The organism is Clostridium sp. AF32-7AC (genome assembly GCF_003477925.1).
Lineage (GTDB): Bacteria > Bacillota > Clostridia > Lachnospirales > Lachnospiraceae > Otoolea > Otoolea fessa.
In genome coordinates this window covers 50,267-66,270 of the sequence record NZ_QUEG01000006.1, presented here as the reverse complement: position 1 = coordinate 66,270, position 16,004 = coordinate 50,267, and the positions used below count along the sequence as shown (strand labels likewise).

The following is a 16,004-nucleotide window of genomic DNA, read 5'->3' as shown; positions in this document are numbered from 1 at the left end:
GTGTGGGAACGGATGATTTATTTAAGAAACGCAGGGCAGAGCGACAAAAGAGAAAGCATGAATTTAAATCGGTTAATACAAATTCGTTTTTAATTGTTACAGAAGGTGAAAAAACAGAGCCACTTTATTTTAAAGGCTTGCAAAAGAAAATTAACGAAAAAGTAAATGGTCGAATTGATATCGTCGAAAGTCCGGTTATAGATATATTCGGACAAGGGTGCAGCACCAGTCGGTTGATAGAAGCAACTGAAGAGATAGTAAAAGATTCAAAGGTGTTTTATCAGAATATATGGGTGGTTTTTGATAAAGACGATTTTAAAGATTTTGATGAGGCAATCCGGCTGGGAAAAGAAAAGGGATATAAAATTGCTTGGAGCAATCAGTCATTCGAATATTGGCTTTATTTACATTTCAATTATGCGGATACTGCGCTTCATAGGGATGATTGGTGTGAAAAACTCAATGAGATATTCAAGCAATATAATTTGGGGGATGGAACCTACCATAAAAATTGTGAAGAGATTTTCGATTTAGTAAATCAATATGACGGCGTCAATATAGCGATCAAAAATGCTAAGAGACGTATGGATGGATTTCGTGAGGGGAAAGATGTGCCATCAGAGTATGATCCGGGGACGACGGTGTATAAGGTGGTTGAGGAGTTGATGGGGTATTTGGAGGAGTGAGGGACAAGCTGTGTGCCGACTGTGTGATAGCAATTGCATTGCGTTGTATGACGAAATAAACACGATATGAGGGTGATTTCCTTGTGTTTTCTGTATGGAAATGTTACAATCAAAACGGAGAGCATTTCATTTTACAGTTACAAGGGGGAGTTATTATGAAACGTTTTAAAAAGTTTGGAACCGCGCTTTTATCCTGCATGATGCTGACGGCATCGTTCGCGACTGTCTCAAACATGACGATGATTACAGTTGAGGCGCATCCGGGACGGACGGATGCACAGGGCGGACATCATGACTACAAGAATAAGAGCGGTCTGGGAAGTTATCATTATCATTGTGGCGACCATGAGGCACATCTTCATCCAAATGGAGTCTGCCCGTATAAGAATGGGGCGGTTTCGAATGAAAATACGTCCGGTCAGACACAGACGCAGACTCAGACACAGTCCGCAGGTAATCAGAATCAGGTAACGGAACAGATGAACACGTATCAGCCGGTGTTTGATGCAAATTATTATTATATGAATAATCCAGATTTGCAGTCGGTCGTTGGCTCTGATTCGCAGAAGTTATTTGAGCATTTCTATACATGTGGTATGGCAGAAGGACGTAGGGCATCGGAGAACTTCGATGTTAGTGTGTATAAGGCAAATAACCCGGATCTGGTGGCAGTGTTTGGAGATGATTTGAAGGCTTATTATACACATTATGTGCAGAGTGGGCAGTTGGAGAATCGGGTTTGTAAATAAAAATAGGTGATGGAAGAGAAAACCATGTATTAGTCTCACAAAGACAATTGCATGGTTTTTCTCGCCTCATCCTTCTAAATCAACTCCCGCAAGAAAAAAGCAATCTGCGATCCCCGATTTACCATATACTCCAGCACCGTCTGAGTCTTCATAGCCAGTTCCACATCGTTCCTGAAATCCATGCGATGGCGTGATACAAAAAGACCGACGTACTCTTCCATATAATACAAGGTTTGCTGATAAAGCGGTAACTGGCAGTCAGGATCGCGCGTGACCAGTTTATACATCCAGTCGATCCCGTTTTCAAGATAAGGTTCCCGCCCAACGGTATAGAGCAGCCGGGAAATCGCGTAGAACAGGGCTTTGAGACTTCCTGATTTGTCGATAAAATCGTCAAAGAAAGCCGCGTTTCCTTCTGGAAGGAAGGCGCATCGGTGAACATCGGATCTCCAGGGAGAATTGCCAAATAAATAGCTGATAATCACCTTGTCCAGTCCATAAGGATGGCGGTCATCAAAAGAACCCTGTGGTTTGCTGCTTAATGCAAGAAGGTAAGGTTTCAGTAATTCCCATACATTCCAGAAAGCATCTGTTTTCCCGTTGATATCCTGTATCCGGATGAGCTCGGTGAGCAGATATCCTGAGTTATCATTTCGAGTCAAATCTGCATATTGGAAAAATGCATCGATCAGACCTGCTTGTTCTGCCTGTTCACAATGAAGCAGAACATCTGCCAGCCAGGAAACATAGTTTATTGTATATCCAGAAAGTTCCCTGCGTTCGGCGCGTAAATCCCTGTTATCTGTAAAAACAAGTTCCATGACAAGAGCTTTCGTTGCGTCCGCGAATTTAAATGCCTCTGCTGCTTGGGGAGAGACCAAGGAAAGAAGCGTGAAAATCGTCATATTCTGGAGCTTGGAAAAATCAAAGTCGGTTATATCAACTGAGTCTTTCGCAAGCGCACGGGCAATCACATCCTCATTCCGCTTGAAAAAGTCATCGCTGGAAAATGACTCATTTTTCAAAAGCGCGTCTTCATAAGAATCGGCGAGGAGTGAAAACAGATACAGGAAATGCCACGCAGCATTCTGGCTGTGCGCCCAGATGGTTGACGCGATTCCGTTCACGATACGGCTGTTGTAACTCCGGTCATTCAGTGCCAGTTTAAGAAGCAGGTACAGAGGATTTCCGTCATTTGCAGTTTTTATATTATCTTCATTGCTTAAAAGAACCAGTCCAACGGCAACCGCATCGATCCCATTGCCAGCCTGAACAATTTCAAAGTGAGAAGCGTGTGCAAATAAATCGCCAATAGAGAAAATGATACTTTCGCATAATGTCTGATCTTCATGTGACAATGTTTCCTTAAAATCCCGAAGTAAAACAGCACTGGTGTAAGATGCGATCGCGGTAAAGCGGTGCACGATCACAGATATATCGTCGGAAGAGAGTTCCTCATTGCGAACTTCAGCGTCAATATATGCCCAGATTTCGTTCAGCTCTGAGCAAATGGTGCGGACATTCTCATACTTTTTATATTTCCGGAATTTAACATCATGGTGGAATTTATAATCGCTCCATAACTGTAAATCCATATATTTCAGATGAGGTTCATAGGCGACAACGCTCTTCTGGCTTAATGCTTTCATGTCTTCTGTAAAATCAGGGAGAACCGTACAGAGTGTCTGCCCGTGCTCATTTTCCCGAACATCAACAATTTCCTGATAACGCCGTAAATCCATCCGGTAATAGGCAAATTTGTCATTGGATGACCAGGTATCGATATCGGCAGCCGCTCGGTCAATCGCCTGATACAGCGTTTGCTTCCGCAAGTCGAGGGCTTCTTTTGATAGACCGCTGGCGTTGGTTTGATACGATAAAATAACCTCTTCCAGCCGCTTTTTTCTGAAGGAAAGGCGGTTACTCTCCAGCCGTTCTTTTTCAAGAAGATCTTTTCCCGACAGCAAAAAGGAAGCGGAGGATTCGGCGGTGAATCGATGTGAATCCAGATGAAACAGCTCTTTTGTGCGAAGAAGCTTGCAGACAATCTCAAATAGTTTATCTGGATGAGCTTCTGCGGCGCTGACGATCACGGAAGTCAACATAACATTGCGGGACTTTTGCAGGATATAGCGGCAATAATTAACAACAATATGAGTTTCTGAATGCTCGATAACCATAAGAAGCCATTTTTCAAACCCCATCAAGAGACTAATCAGAAGATTTGGACCAACCGAAGTTCCGCGGTACATTTTCCAGAGTCGGTCAGATGCAATTTGTTCTACAGGTATATCGTTTACATAAATAGTAATGTTTGTACATTCCCCATAATCCTCATTTAAAGATGAATGTGCGTAGGAATTACCAGCTTGATTGCAAAAATCAATTAACCAATCGGTTACAAGATTTTGTTCGGCTTGCAGTAATGGGATAATTGGTGTTGCATAAGCGCTTGCGGTTTGATACCAAAAGTCCAGATGAGGATTTAAACCGAAATCTTCTTCAACATCAGGATGGGCGTAATGGGTACGAAGAGTCATATTGGAGCGAACCCACAATTTTGCCATCAGATGAAGCGTGATTTCAGGCATTGCAGCTGGAACCATTCCATAATGATAAATATCCGATACAGCACATTTTGCCAGGTCCGTATACATACGGGGAAGAGGAGGATGATTTTCATCGCCTTTTTTTTCATCTATTACCATTTGAAAAAGGGATTTTAAGGGTTCCTGAATCATCCATGCAGAATTTACCAATACATCCTGCAGCTTTTCTGCCTGCCCTTTTTCAAAGGTATACCGCAGATCCTTGTCATTGGCTATTTTTTGAAACAAAAATACTCCGATTTCTCCCGCCATGCGGGTATTTTCTGATTTGGCATGATCCAGGTGTTTGGTCCAGGAATCCAGTACCTCAATGATGGTGGAAATCAGACGTTCATCCCAGAGGATTGTCTCTTTCTGCTCTAACAAAAAAGCAAACAAAGCCTGCCAGGCATAGCCGGACGGCTTGGAAAGGCGAAACGGAATCAGATTTCCAGTACTCCAGTATTGTTCCCAGTTTTCTGCGGCGCGGCAGCAGGTGTTGATTAAAATGGCAAGTTTTCGTAACAGCTCATAGTTGTTTGCAGCCATCTTTTGTGTCAGCTTTTGATAAACTTCTTTTAAAGATTCCGTGCTGATAACCGTTAAGAGAATCTCATCTTTCCATATCCGCTCTACCTGTTCGCAGTCGAGAAGGTGGAAAATAAGCTCCTGATGGGTTGGAACAGCGGCAAAATCAGCCAGCCATCCGCGAAATAGCTTTCGGATGCGGAGAGAAGGGTGGAAATCGGCAAAAAACTGCTCATTCAGGGTATCATGCCGGTAGCGTTCAGTAAAAATATGACCGACAACCAACTCTTCAAATACATCATGGCTGTGCAAATATCTTCTGGCATCGTCGCTCTGGAACAGCACACCACTTTTCTCCAGCTCAGAAAGTGCCTCGGAATCATCCTCTGCGAGAATCTCATAATAATAAATCTCATTTTGAAGCATTTTCGTGGTCAAAGAAATAAGAGCCGTTTCCCTTCTGGTTGGCAGATTGTCTTTCCGCTTCCGGTTGTTACGGATGATATCATTCCAGATCTTTTCCTCGAATGCCTCACGGTTCAAAGAACGCATCGATTCATCCTCGAGGTTTCCCAGAGCCAGATATAAGCCCAGATAGAAAGGCGCACAGAGCAGATCTAGCAGCCGCTTGTCCTGTGGCAGCTGAAAACCATAGGTATGGGATAAAGTGGACAGTTTATCAGAGTCAACCGGTTCGACATGATAGGTCTGAACCTTGCTGCCGTGTAATAGGGAGTTTTGAAAAGAATCCCGGTACGCGGTTCGGAGTGTCAGAATGATTTTCCATCCAGCCGCCATAAAGCGGTTCAGGATATCCTCAAACGTTTCCTGATATTCACAAATAAAAAACTTTTCGGCTGCATCGATATAGAGCACACGGGTGTCAGCCATTTTGTATACATCGATCACTTCATCCAAATTTAATTCGCCATAAGGGGTTAAAAAATTTAGGATATCATTCACATCCAGATCGGTACTTTTAAAAGCGAGGAATGCGCAGTCATTTGTAAGTCCATCCGTAAGTTGTTTTACCAGAGCCGATTTTCCGGAACCGGCAGCTCCGTCAATGAGCAAAATGACCGCATCAGAATTTAGAAACGAGTTAAGGTCTAGTTGGATATGTTCCAGAGTAATATCGTTTTCTCTATATCTTACGCTGGTGTGAATGTGATCAAATATCTCTCTTTTATGTTTTACAAGATTTTCACAGCAGGTCTGTACGGCAGAGTCCACCTGAAAAAACACATTGCGGCAAATGGTAAGCTGCTTATCCTGCATCAGCTGCGCTTCCAGATTGCTGGGAACCCGCCAGACAAGTTCAATGCCAAGCTCTTCAGCGACCGCTTCCACCTTTTTCTGATAGGAGGGCATGATATCGTCCGTTTTAGAACTGGGAGAAAACTCACGGCTGATATAAAAATAAAGCGTTGTAATACCTGGATATCTCTGTACGGCTCCCTTGACAGCACCGATCAGTTCCTGTTCTTTGGAAGACATGGTAACACTGTCCGCATAGTATTTCGACTGGAAGCCAATATAGCGATCGCCCACATGAATGGGATTTGTTTCAATATGGGGCTGGTTGAAGTAGCGGAAAATACCGTAGGGCTGCTGGAATTCATGGCAGAAGAGATAGTAGGTGAGGGATTCGAAGGCGTGTTGGGGATTGGTGGAGTATTTATAGTTAAATGCGTTCCAGTTGACGGATGTTTGTGGGATCAGGGGTGAGAGCCTCCTTTGGGTGGTGTGATAAGGGTATTGTAGCATAGGGAGAGGGGGAGAGGAAGGGGAATGGTTGAATCAATAATAGAGAACGGTGTTTTGTCTTTGGATGAAGCACCGATTGCTTTGCCTTCTTTCAAATTTTTACGGTTACTGACAAAGGCAAGGAATTCTTCATGAGGAAAAATGAATTTCTATGTTGCTGATATATGCTGTTTATTGTATTGTAGAATTGTAGTATTACAGAGAATAAGTATAGTCAATATTAGCGGCCGTAAATAATAATTATACGGGAATCCACGAGGTGCCTGACAGCTAAATTTGAATAGTATGCAGATTGAATTAAGAATGGAAAGACATGGAGAAGGAACGGCTTATGAGTGAATGGAATAGAATGCGTAAACAAAATAGGAACCTTGAGAGTATGATATTGATAATCATAGCAGCCTGTTTTTTGTTGGGTGGATGGTGTGACTGGAATGCGCTTGTAAAAGAAAAAGCCTGGATTTTTATAAATGATATAGATGCATTTTCGTTAACTATATTACAGATACAGGCATCTACGGCAACCTTGATAATTGCAATAATTGCATTAATAACAGGAAATATTTCTGATTCGTATATGGGAGTATCCGTAAGTGATTTTTATTTAAACATAAAACCGTGGAAATTGAAGCAAAAAATGCTTATTTTCATTCTGCTTGGATTTGAATTGATAGGAGCACTTTTTCATGTGCTCAAACTGTATAACTGTGTATTTGGCGTCTTTGTGGCTACGTTAGCAGTAATATTATTATCTATACTAGAAATGTACTCTGCCTTTGAGGGAAGAAATAAACAGAATCAGGATATAGAAGCATATATCAACTATGTGTTGGATAGCGATACAAAGATAGATTGTAAATTAGATGTATATCAAAAGTTTGTTCTTGATTGGAAGAGGGAGTTAGATTCCCAGGATAAACAAAGTTATGAAAAGTATTATGAAATCTTTAAAAGATGCATGTTGGTTTTGTGGGACTGTGGAATGGATAAATGCATGTCAGCAATAGAGCAGCAGTCTTATAATATGGCATATAGTCTTCTGGGGTCAGAGAAGGTGCTTGTTAAAGAAAGAGGAATTGAGTTTATACAAGATGTGTATGATATACTTTGGGGATGTATTTATAAATGTAACGTAAAGAATCAAGGCTTTTCGGGAAAATATAGAAAAGAATTCTCGCTATTTTCACAAATAGGTGCCGATTTAATGCAAAATATGGATGAGCTGAGCATTGAAAGTCTTGAAAGAAGAATGATGTTCGGTCATTTTACAGATACAGTACAAAGAGTTGCACTATGGCTTGGGAATAAAGAAGAGAATAAGGATTGTGAGAATGAAACCAAGAACAAGCGGTTAGAATATAAGTTTTCTAGTGAGATTATAGAGTTGAATTCCTTTGCCAGATATGTGGGATATTATTTGGGGAAGCAGCAAAACAAAAATAATACTGTGAATTATCGTTTGTGGTCGGTGGATTTAAAATACAGGAATCTTTTTTCTGCATATAACATTCCAGAAGAACGACAGGAGATTTACTTAAAATCAAAGCTTTCGATATATTTTGGATATTGTTATGGAATGCTGGTGAATGGACAGGAGGAGGTTGTAAAACAAGGTTTATATCTTCAGGGGATGAAACAAGTTCTTACGTCGAATAAATACCAGTTTCTGCTTTATCTGACGGTACATTGCTATGTATATTACTTGGCAGTACGAGAAAATGATGATTGTGTTACGGAAAAAATCAGACATTCAGCAAGGAATATTTGGGAAGATCCGAAGATAAAAGATGCATTCCTAGACTATTTGAATATTCTTGCTGAAAATTCACAATGGATAAACTTGGATATATTAAGACAAATGGAAAATGTAATGAACGGGTACGAGTTATTTTCCCAAAATGGAACGAGTAAAGTGATGATGATTGAATCTGTGATATCAGAGTTTTATATATTTTTTGTGGTGTTTATGTCTTGTGAATTTAACTTGCCGGAATTATTGGAAAGAAATGTTGATGAAAGCAGAATGATTTGGTATGTTTCTAAAGCGAATGAAAAAACGACGAAGGAAATGTTTACTGAACTATTTAAAATGATTTATATGGAAAACAAGGTGGATGAACAGATAGAAGCAGAGGTCAATTTGATGTATGATAGCTTTGAAAAGGCGGTTAAGAAAAAGCATAAAGAAAGACGTCTTAGATCAGCAATGGAATCACAAGCAAATTATGAGACTAATGAAGAGGAAATTGGTAAAAAAATACAAAGGGATATTGCTCATAGGCTCAGAGAGAGGTTCGCTCCTATTCTGGTAGAAAATGATGATACGGATGATGTGATAATAATAGATTTATTGAATATATCTGATTATACTGATTTGGTAGGGCAAAGGAGTATTGCTGGATATTACTTTGATATAGATGGAGCGTTTTTGCGTGGTATTGAAAGGTTTTTGTTAAACAAAAAGGCTTTAGAAACAAAGAACAGGTTCAAGGACTTTGAAAATGATAAGGAATTCATGGAATACTTGTCTGCTAATAACCAATATTTGCTTTTTGGCTCGCAGCTTATCTTAAAGAATAGTAACTATAAAAACAGAGCTGAGTTTAACGAGTTTTTGGACAAATGTAAAACAATATATACAGTTGGCGAGTTAAATGGAATTGCGTTGAAAGAAGATTCGATACAGGTATGCTTACATGAGGTGAAAGTTTCTATTTGTTCGCCAAGTATAGAGGAAGAGAATGTAAATTATAATGAGCAAACTGGAAAATACTATTATTCCATTATAAATGGATTGCCGGTTGAATTTGAAAAGGATGAACTGATAGAATTCCTTTATAATGAACGTAAGGTCATCAAAGTGACGGCAAAAGTATCCATACAAGTAAATGAGATACCGGTCGGGACAGTTTTTACTGGGCGGAGTGTTCACGAATGATACCACCTCATATCGCCACATTCCTGCCCAGAAACTTCTATTGAATCCTCCCACAAACCGTAGTATAATAAACTCGATATTTCATGGGCACAGATCCCTTAAAATCGGGGATTGTCCGCCCAGAATGTCAAATACAATACCAAAAGCACGTGGAGTAAGCTGCCTGTGATCAATGTCATGGTCAGATGAAAGATGGAACATAGGATGGATCGAGATCGAATCCGGGCAGCCAGAAGGCGGCTCCGGGATGGCGAAGCATACCCATTGTGCACCTGAAAGCAGAGAAAATGCAAAGGAGAGTGCGATATGTGGTATGTGATCCAGACACAGACAGGCAGGGAACAGGAGCTGACAGAATGTATCGAACGCGTTTTGAAAGGAAATGGATACCGAGCCTGTTTTGTGATCGAGCAGGAATGCGTCTGGCGCAATGCCGGGGAGTTTCTGGCTTACCAGAAACCGCTCTTTCCATCCTATGTCATCGTGGACACCGATACGCCGGAGGAATTCTTTCTGGCGTTAAAGCGGGTCCCGAAGCTTTCCAAACTCCTGCGGACGGACTGTGAATTCTGGTCGATTCGGGAAGAAGAGAAGAAACTGCTCTGCCAGATGATGGAGTTGGATGAATGTCTTGTCCGCCGCTCCTTTGTCACCCTCGACGAAGACGGCAACATCCTAACTGCCCAGGGACCATTATCCTTCTTTCTGGAAAAGATTGTACGCAAGCGCATCCGCAAGCGGATCGTGACGGTGGAGATCGAGCTTCTGGGAGAAAAGCGCAGGATAGAACTGGGGATCCGTCTGCCGGAAGATAAGTAAAAGAAAGGAACCAAAACACAAAAGCATGAATCAATTTGAGCAATACAAGCGCCTGATCAAGCTGGGATTTGCCCTGATATTGGTTGCGCTTCTGACAGGACTCTATGGCGTCATCTGGATCAATTGGTACAACAAGATTATCTGGGCGCCGTTCTTCCGCAGGGGTAACTGGATGATGATATTCATCTATGGACTCCTGCTTATTTTCTTTATGCAGCTGTACGGCGGATTTAAGATAGCGCTCCTGAAACGGGGCAATCTGATCTACTCGCAGATACTGGCGGTGGTAGTCACCAATATCATTACGTATTTCCAGATCAGCGTGCAGGATAAGAAATTCACGGCACCGGCGCCACTGGTGGTCAATCTGATAGGGGCGGTTGTCATCATCCTCGCGTGGACGATGACATTTCTCTGGCTGTACCGGGGCATGTTCCCGCCGAGAGAGCTGCTGCTGATCTCCGGCGATCACTCGGATTATCATTTGATTGAAAAAATGAATGCGCGGGAAGATAAATACATAATCAGCCAGATTGTCAGCTACCACGAAGGACCGGAACGCATCAAAGCGGAGATCGCCAAATACGACAGTGTGATTGTCGGAGATATACCGGCGCATGAGCGAAACTATATCATCAAATATTGTTTCGGCCAGAATATCCGGACATACAGCGTCCCGAAAATATCGGACATTCTGCTTCGCAGTTCGGTGGAACTAAATCTGTTTGATTCGCCGCTGCTTTTATCGCGGAATAATCAGGGACTGCAGATTGAGCAGGAAATTATGAAACGGATCATCGACATCGTCGGATCACTCATCGGAATCGTTATCACGATTCCGATTTTTTTGATTGTAGGAATCTGTATTAAGATGACCGACGGCGGTCCGGTGATTTACCAGCAGACGCGCCTTACAAAAAACGGAAAGAAATTCCAGATATATAAATTTCGTACCATGGTGCAGAACGCGGAAGCAGATGGAAAGGCACGGCTGGCAAGCGAGGACGATCCGAGAATCCTGCCGATTGGCCGGATACTGCGGGCAACCCGTCTGGATGAGCTGCCGCAGATCTACAATATCTTAAAAGGTGATATGTCCATCGTAGGTCCGCGCCCGGAACGTCCGGAGCTGGCGGCCGAATTGGAAAAAGAGATACCGGAATTTTCCTTCCGTCTGCAAGTCAAAGCCGGTCTGACCGGCTACGCGCAGGTGTATGGAAAATATAACACGACCCCTTATGACAAGCTGAAACTGGACTTGACGTATATACGCAACTATTCAGTGCTGGAAGATCTGAAGCTGATTATCATGACGCCGAAGATTATGCTGATGAAGGAAAGTACGGAAGGAGTCAAAGAAGAACAGCAATAACGGAATAAAAAGCTATAAACAGGAAATAAGACATGGAAAAACAACCAGATATACGCATTTTTATTGCCTGCCATAAGCCGACCTATGTACCGGAAAATCCAATTTTTTATCCGGTACAGGTGGGAACGGCGTTGACGGAAAAACGTCTGGAACATATGGCATATCGAGATAATGAGGGCGATAATATATCCGGGAAAAATCCGGATTACTGTGAATTGACGGCACAGTATTGGGCTTGGAAAAATATAGACTGCGACTATTATGGATTCTTTCATTACCGCCGCTATCTGACGTTTCACAGGGTCTGCCCCGTGATGGCGAGTGGACGAATCCTTGGAAAACGCCAGCATCCGTATATAGAGCTGGATTCCGTCTGGGACGATCTGACACCATATTGGATGGAAGCCGAGTGGATGGTACAACAGATCGCGAAATACGATCTTTTGACCGTTTACCGGGAGCGGATCAATACGACGGTATACCGCCAGTACTGCCAGTATCATGAAGCAGAAGAACTGAATCATATGCTGGAGATTGTAAACCGGGTTTACCCGGAATATACAGATTCGGCAAAGGCATATATGAGTTCCAAAGATATCTATTATATGAATATGTATATCATGAAAAAAGAGCTGTTCCATACCTATATGGAATGGCTTTTTACACTTTTAGATACATTCGAGCAGGAGAGAAAAGAGATAAACAAACCGCAGGAACCAAGGCTGTATGGCTATCTTGCGGAGCGGTTGTTTGGTATCTTTTACTTTTACCAGAGGAAGAAAGGCATACAATGTGCCGAGCTTCCTTATCTTAAATTCTATCATACTGAACCGGGAAAGGAGGAAGAAGTATCGAATATACGGGAGTTTCGTTTAAAACCGACCAACTTAAAAATTAAAATAGATATGCGTAAGTTAAACCGTCTGTTTCCGGCAGGAAGTTTCCGGCGGGTATTGCTGCGCGGCTTTTTTTTGAAATAAAAGCAAAATCGAAGAAAGAGGAAAAGATATGAATTTGTTTTTAAAACGACTGGGCGGATTTTATAAGTACCGTTTCCTGATGCAGCAGCTTGTAACAAAAGATATTAAGCTGAAATACCGGAGAAGTTTTCTGGGATACCTGTGGAGTATCCTGAATCCTCTGATGGTTATGGTTATCATGGTAATCGTATTTTCCAATATGTTCCGGTCTGATATTGTCAATTTTCCGGTATACCTGATTATCGGACAGACGCTTTATAACTTTATGAGTGAATCAACCACACAGGCGATCTTCTCCATTATCGGAAATGCGTCATTGCTGAAAAAAACCTACGTGCCGAAATATGTATTTACCGTATCTAAAATTACAAGTTCCTTTGTAAATATGGTATTTGCACTGGGGGCGCTAGTGATCGTATTTGTGGTATGCCGGGTCGTTCCGAATGTTTTTTATCTATTTATTCCGGTAATTCTTCTGCAGGAATATCTGTTCTGCCTGGGACTGGGAATGCTCTTGGCGCAGGGGTGTGTATTCTTCCGCGATATACAGCATATTTATAACGCAGTATTGACCGCATGGATGTATCTGACTCCATTATTTTATCCGATTACCCTGCTTCCGGAGGCGCTGCGGAAACTGGTTATGATGTTAAATCCGATGTATTTCTATATCACGCAGTTCCGTCAGATCGTGCTGGAATGTCGGATGCCGGATCCGTACCTGATTCTGGCTGGATTTGTGGCAGCCGGAGTGGCACTTCTGATTGGAGTGTGGGCATTTTTAAAGACGCAGGATAAATTTATCTTATATATCTAGGAGGCAGAAATGGCATCGGACAAAGACACAATCATAAAAGTAACAAATGCGGCGGTCCGTTTCAATATGGCTTCCGAGCGCATTGATAATTTAAAAGAATATTTTGTAAAACTGATCAAACGCGAGCTGATGTTCCAGGAATTTATGGCTCTGAAAGATATCAATTTTGAGGTAAAACGCGGCGAAGCGTGGGGCCTCATCGGAACGAATGGTTCTGGTAAATCGACACTTTTAAAGCTGATCTGCGGTATTCTGAAACCGTACCGCGGCACGGTAGAAGTGAGAGGAAGCATTGCACCACTGATCGAGCTGGGTGCCGGATTCGACGGGGAACTGACGGCGACGGAAAACATTTATTTAAATGGCGCCGTTCTCGGTTACAGCAAGGAATTTATGGATGCGCATTATGATGAGATCGTCGAATTTGCAGAACTCAAAGATTTCATGAATATGCCGATCAAGAACTATTCATCCGGTATGGCGGCGAGACTGGGATTTGCGATCGCGACGATCGTGCAGCCGGAGATCCTGATCGTCGATGAGGTGTTGGCTGTCGGAGATGCGGCATTCCAGGAAAAATGCCAGGAGCGCATGCACCATATGCTGGAAAATGGAACGACACTTCTCTTTGTCTCCCATACGATGGCAACCGTGCGGCAGCTTTGCGATCATGCAATCTGGCTGAACAAGGGAAATGTGGTTATGCAGGGCGAGGCAGAGGGCGTCTGCGATGCTTATATGGAAAGCCTGAATCTGCCGGAAAACGCATAAAAATCCCGCAAAATGCTGTAGATGAAAGGAATGTAATATACATGGAAAAACAAGCAGGACAGAACCCGGATATCCGGATCTACGTGGTCTGTCACAAACCGGCCTATGTGCCGGAAAACCCATATTTATACCCGATTCAGGTAGGAACGGCACTCTCTGGAAAAAAACTTCTGGGAATGCTGCATGACGATGAGGGAGACAATATCTCCGATCGAAACAAAACCTACTGTGAACTGACGGCCCAGTATTGGGCCTGGAAAAATGAAGAGGCGGATTACTATGGATTTTTCCATTATCGCCGCTATCTGGCATTTGATCCGTCTCTGAACAAAGATGATGGATGGGGGAATATTGCCTATGACCGCATCTCAGAAGAAGCAATCGAGGAAATGAAACTTCAGCCGGAGATTATGCGCGATCTGATCACAAAATATGACGTGCTCAGCGTCCGCGGACGCCGGTATCCGCGCATTAAGACAGAAGGAAAAACGATGGATGTGTACCATGAATATGGCATGGTTCCTTTCCAGCACCGGAAAGATCTGGATATTACCCTGCAGATTTTGAAAGAAAAATATCCGGCGTTTGCACAGACAGCAGATTCGTATATGCAGTCCGAAACCGCCCATGAGTGCAATATGTTCATCATGAAAAAAGAGATCTATAAAAATTACTGTGCATGGCTCTTTGACATCCTTTTTGAGGCAGAAAAGCGGATCGACAGTACCTGGTACAGCGTGGAAGAATACCGGGTGATGGGATATCTGGCAGAACGCCTCTGCGGCATCTACTATGAATGGCTGAAAACCCAGCCGGGAATCCGGGCGGGAGAACTGCCGAAAACCCTGTTCAAAGAGACAGCGCCGAAAGCGGTTCTGGAGCCGGTTTATCCAGCAGGCGTGCCGATCGTACTGTCTGCCAACGATAAATTTTCACCGTATCTTGACATCATGATCCGCTCGGTGATCGCGAATGCCTCACCGGAGAGAGAGTATGACATCATTATTCTGTACAACGACATTTCTGAGAAAAATCAGCATCTGATTTCCATGGCAGCCAGGGACAAACAGAATATATCGATTCGTTTCATCCGAGTATGTGAATACTTCGATGCGGGCAAATTATTTGTCGATCAGCACTTGTCCGTAGAGACATATTACCGCCTGATCATCCCGGAGATCATGCCAAATTACCATAAGATCCTCTATCTGGACTGTGACATGGTGGCCGATCATGATGTGGCAGAATTGTATGATTTTGACTTGAACGGAGCCGTGATTGGAGCGGCTAAAGATATCGATGTAGCAGGTCAGCTGAACCTGAATCAGAACAACTGGCAGACCTATGCAACCGAGACATTGGGACTGGACAGTCCGTATGACTATTTCCAGGCGGGCGTCCTAATTCTTGATCTGGACGGACTCCGCAGGACGATGAGTTCAGAAGATATGATACAGATGGCATTGACCCATTCCTATCGATGCCATGATCAGGATATCCTGAACATCGTGTGCAAAAACAATGTAACCTACCTGCCACAGCAGTGGAATACTCTGATGGATTGGCAGGAGATAGGGCGTAGCCGCATGGACATTCTCAAGATGGCACCGAGACAGCTCTATGAAGCATACACACAGGCAAGAAAACACCCGTATTTGATTCATTTCGCCGGATACCAGAAACCGTGGGATGTGGTGGACTGTGACTTTGCGGAATATTTCTGGGAGTATGCGAAGCTGTCGCCGTATTATCCGATGCTCTTAAAAAAGACAAAACGATGCCTGATGGATGAGCGAGAGGCAGAATTGTCAAGAATCGCAAAGATGGAGCAGAATGTGGGCATTCGGAAGATCGCCAATAAGGTGCTGCCGATTGGGAGTCGGAGGAGAGAGTGGGTTAAGAAAATTATAAAGTAAAAGATACCACGGGTACATATGAATAGATTATGAATGAGTGAAATACAAAAGTAAATGGTAAGGAGAATAAAAT

Annotated in this window: 11 protein-coding genes; 10 read left to right on the top strand and 1 reads right to left on the bottom strand. The window is 42.9% G+C overall.

Annotation, left to right across the window (positions count from 1 at the left end):
- Positions 1 to 2: 2 nt before the first annotated feature.
- Entirely contained in the window at positions 3 to 686 is a 684-nt protein-coding gene (locus tag DWZ45_RS09950; RefSeq protein ID WP_118468922.1) for an RloB family protein, read from the top strand.
- A 155-nt stretch (positions 687 to 841) separates the two neighbouring features.
- The gene (locus DWZ45_RS09945) at positions 842 to 1,435 is read left to right on the top strand and encodes a YHYH domain-containing protein (protein ID WP_118468920.1); all 594 of its coding nucleotides are present in this window, start codon (positions 842 to 844) and stop codon (positions 1,433 to 1,435) included.
- Between the two features lie 74 nt (positions 1,436 to 1,509).
- On the opposite strand, the gene DWZ45_RS09940 is transcribed toward DWZ45_RS09945, so the two are convergent.
- On the bottom strand, positions 1,510 to 4,896 hold the full coding sequence (locus DWZ45_RS09940; protein WP_147353109.1) for a hypothetical protein: 3,387 nt from the start codon (positions 4,894 to 4,896) through the stop codon (positions 1,510 to 1,512).
- 774 nt (positions 4,897 to 5,670) lie between these two features.
- Between DWZ45_RS09940 and DWZ45_RS14445 the strand changes: the two genes are divergently transcribed.
- The 8 genes from DWZ45_RS14445 (at position 5,671) to DWZ45_RS09905 (ending at position 15,931) form a co-directional block, all read left to right on the top strand.
- Positions 5,671 to 6,279: a hypothetical protein gene (locus tag DWZ45_RS14445; RefSeq protein ID WP_147353108.1), complete on the top strand. Its 609-nt coding sequence runs from the start codon at positions 5,671 to 5,673 to the stop codon at positions 6,277 to 6,279.
- A 370-nt stretch (positions 6,280 to 6,649) separates the two neighbouring features.
- Positions 6,650 to 9,256, top strand: a complete 2,607-nt coding sequence (locus DWZ45_RS09935; protein WP_118468916.1) for a hypothetical protein — start codon at positions 6,650 to 6,652, stop codon at positions 9,254 to 9,256.
- A 306-nt stretch (positions 9,257 to 9,562) separates the two neighbouring features.
- Positions 9,563 to 10,075 (top strand): transcription termination/antitermination NusG family protein, encoded by a 513-nt coding sequence (locus DWZ45_RS09930; protein ID WP_118468914.1) that lies wholly within the window; start codon positions 9,563 to 9,565, stop codon positions 10,073 to 10,075.
- Positions 10,076 to 10,100: 25 nt separating this feature from the next.
- On the top strand, positions 10,101 to 11,447 hold the full coding sequence (locus DWZ45_RS09925) for an exopolysaccharide biosynthesis polyprenyl glycosylphosphotransferase (RefSeq protein WP_118468912.1): 1,347 nt from the start codon (positions 10,101 to 10,103) through the stop codon (positions 11,445 to 11,447).
- A 32-nt stretch (positions 11,448 to 11,479) separates the two neighbouring features.
- Positions 11,480 to 12,427 (top strand): DUF4422 domain-containing protein, encoded by a 948-nt coding sequence (locus tag DWZ45_RS09920; protein WP_118468910.1) that lies wholly within the window; start codon positions 11,480 to 11,482, stop codon positions 12,425 to 12,427.
- Between the two features lie 28 nt (positions 12,428 to 12,455).
- The gene (locus tag DWZ45_RS09915) at positions 12,456 to 13,244 is read left to right on the top strand and encodes an ABC transporter permease (RefSeq protein WP_022360509.1); all 789 of its coding nucleotides are present in this window, start codon (positions 12,456 to 12,458) and stop codon (positions 13,242 to 13,244) included.
- A 9-nt stretch (positions 13,245 to 13,253) separates the two neighbouring features.
- On the top strand, positions 13,254 to 14,015 hold the full coding sequence (locus tag DWZ45_RS09910) for an ABC transporter ATP-binding protein (RefSeq protein WP_118468908.1): 762 nt from the start codon (positions 13,254 to 13,256) through the stop codon (positions 14,013 to 14,015).
- Between the two features lie 41 nt (positions 14,016 to 14,056).
- Entirely contained in the window at positions 14,057 to 15,931 is a 1,875-nt protein-coding gene (locus DWZ45_RS09905; RefSeq protein ID WP_118468906.1) for a DUF4422 domain-containing protein, read from the top strand.
- Positions 15,932 to 16,004: the final 73 nt, after the last annotated feature.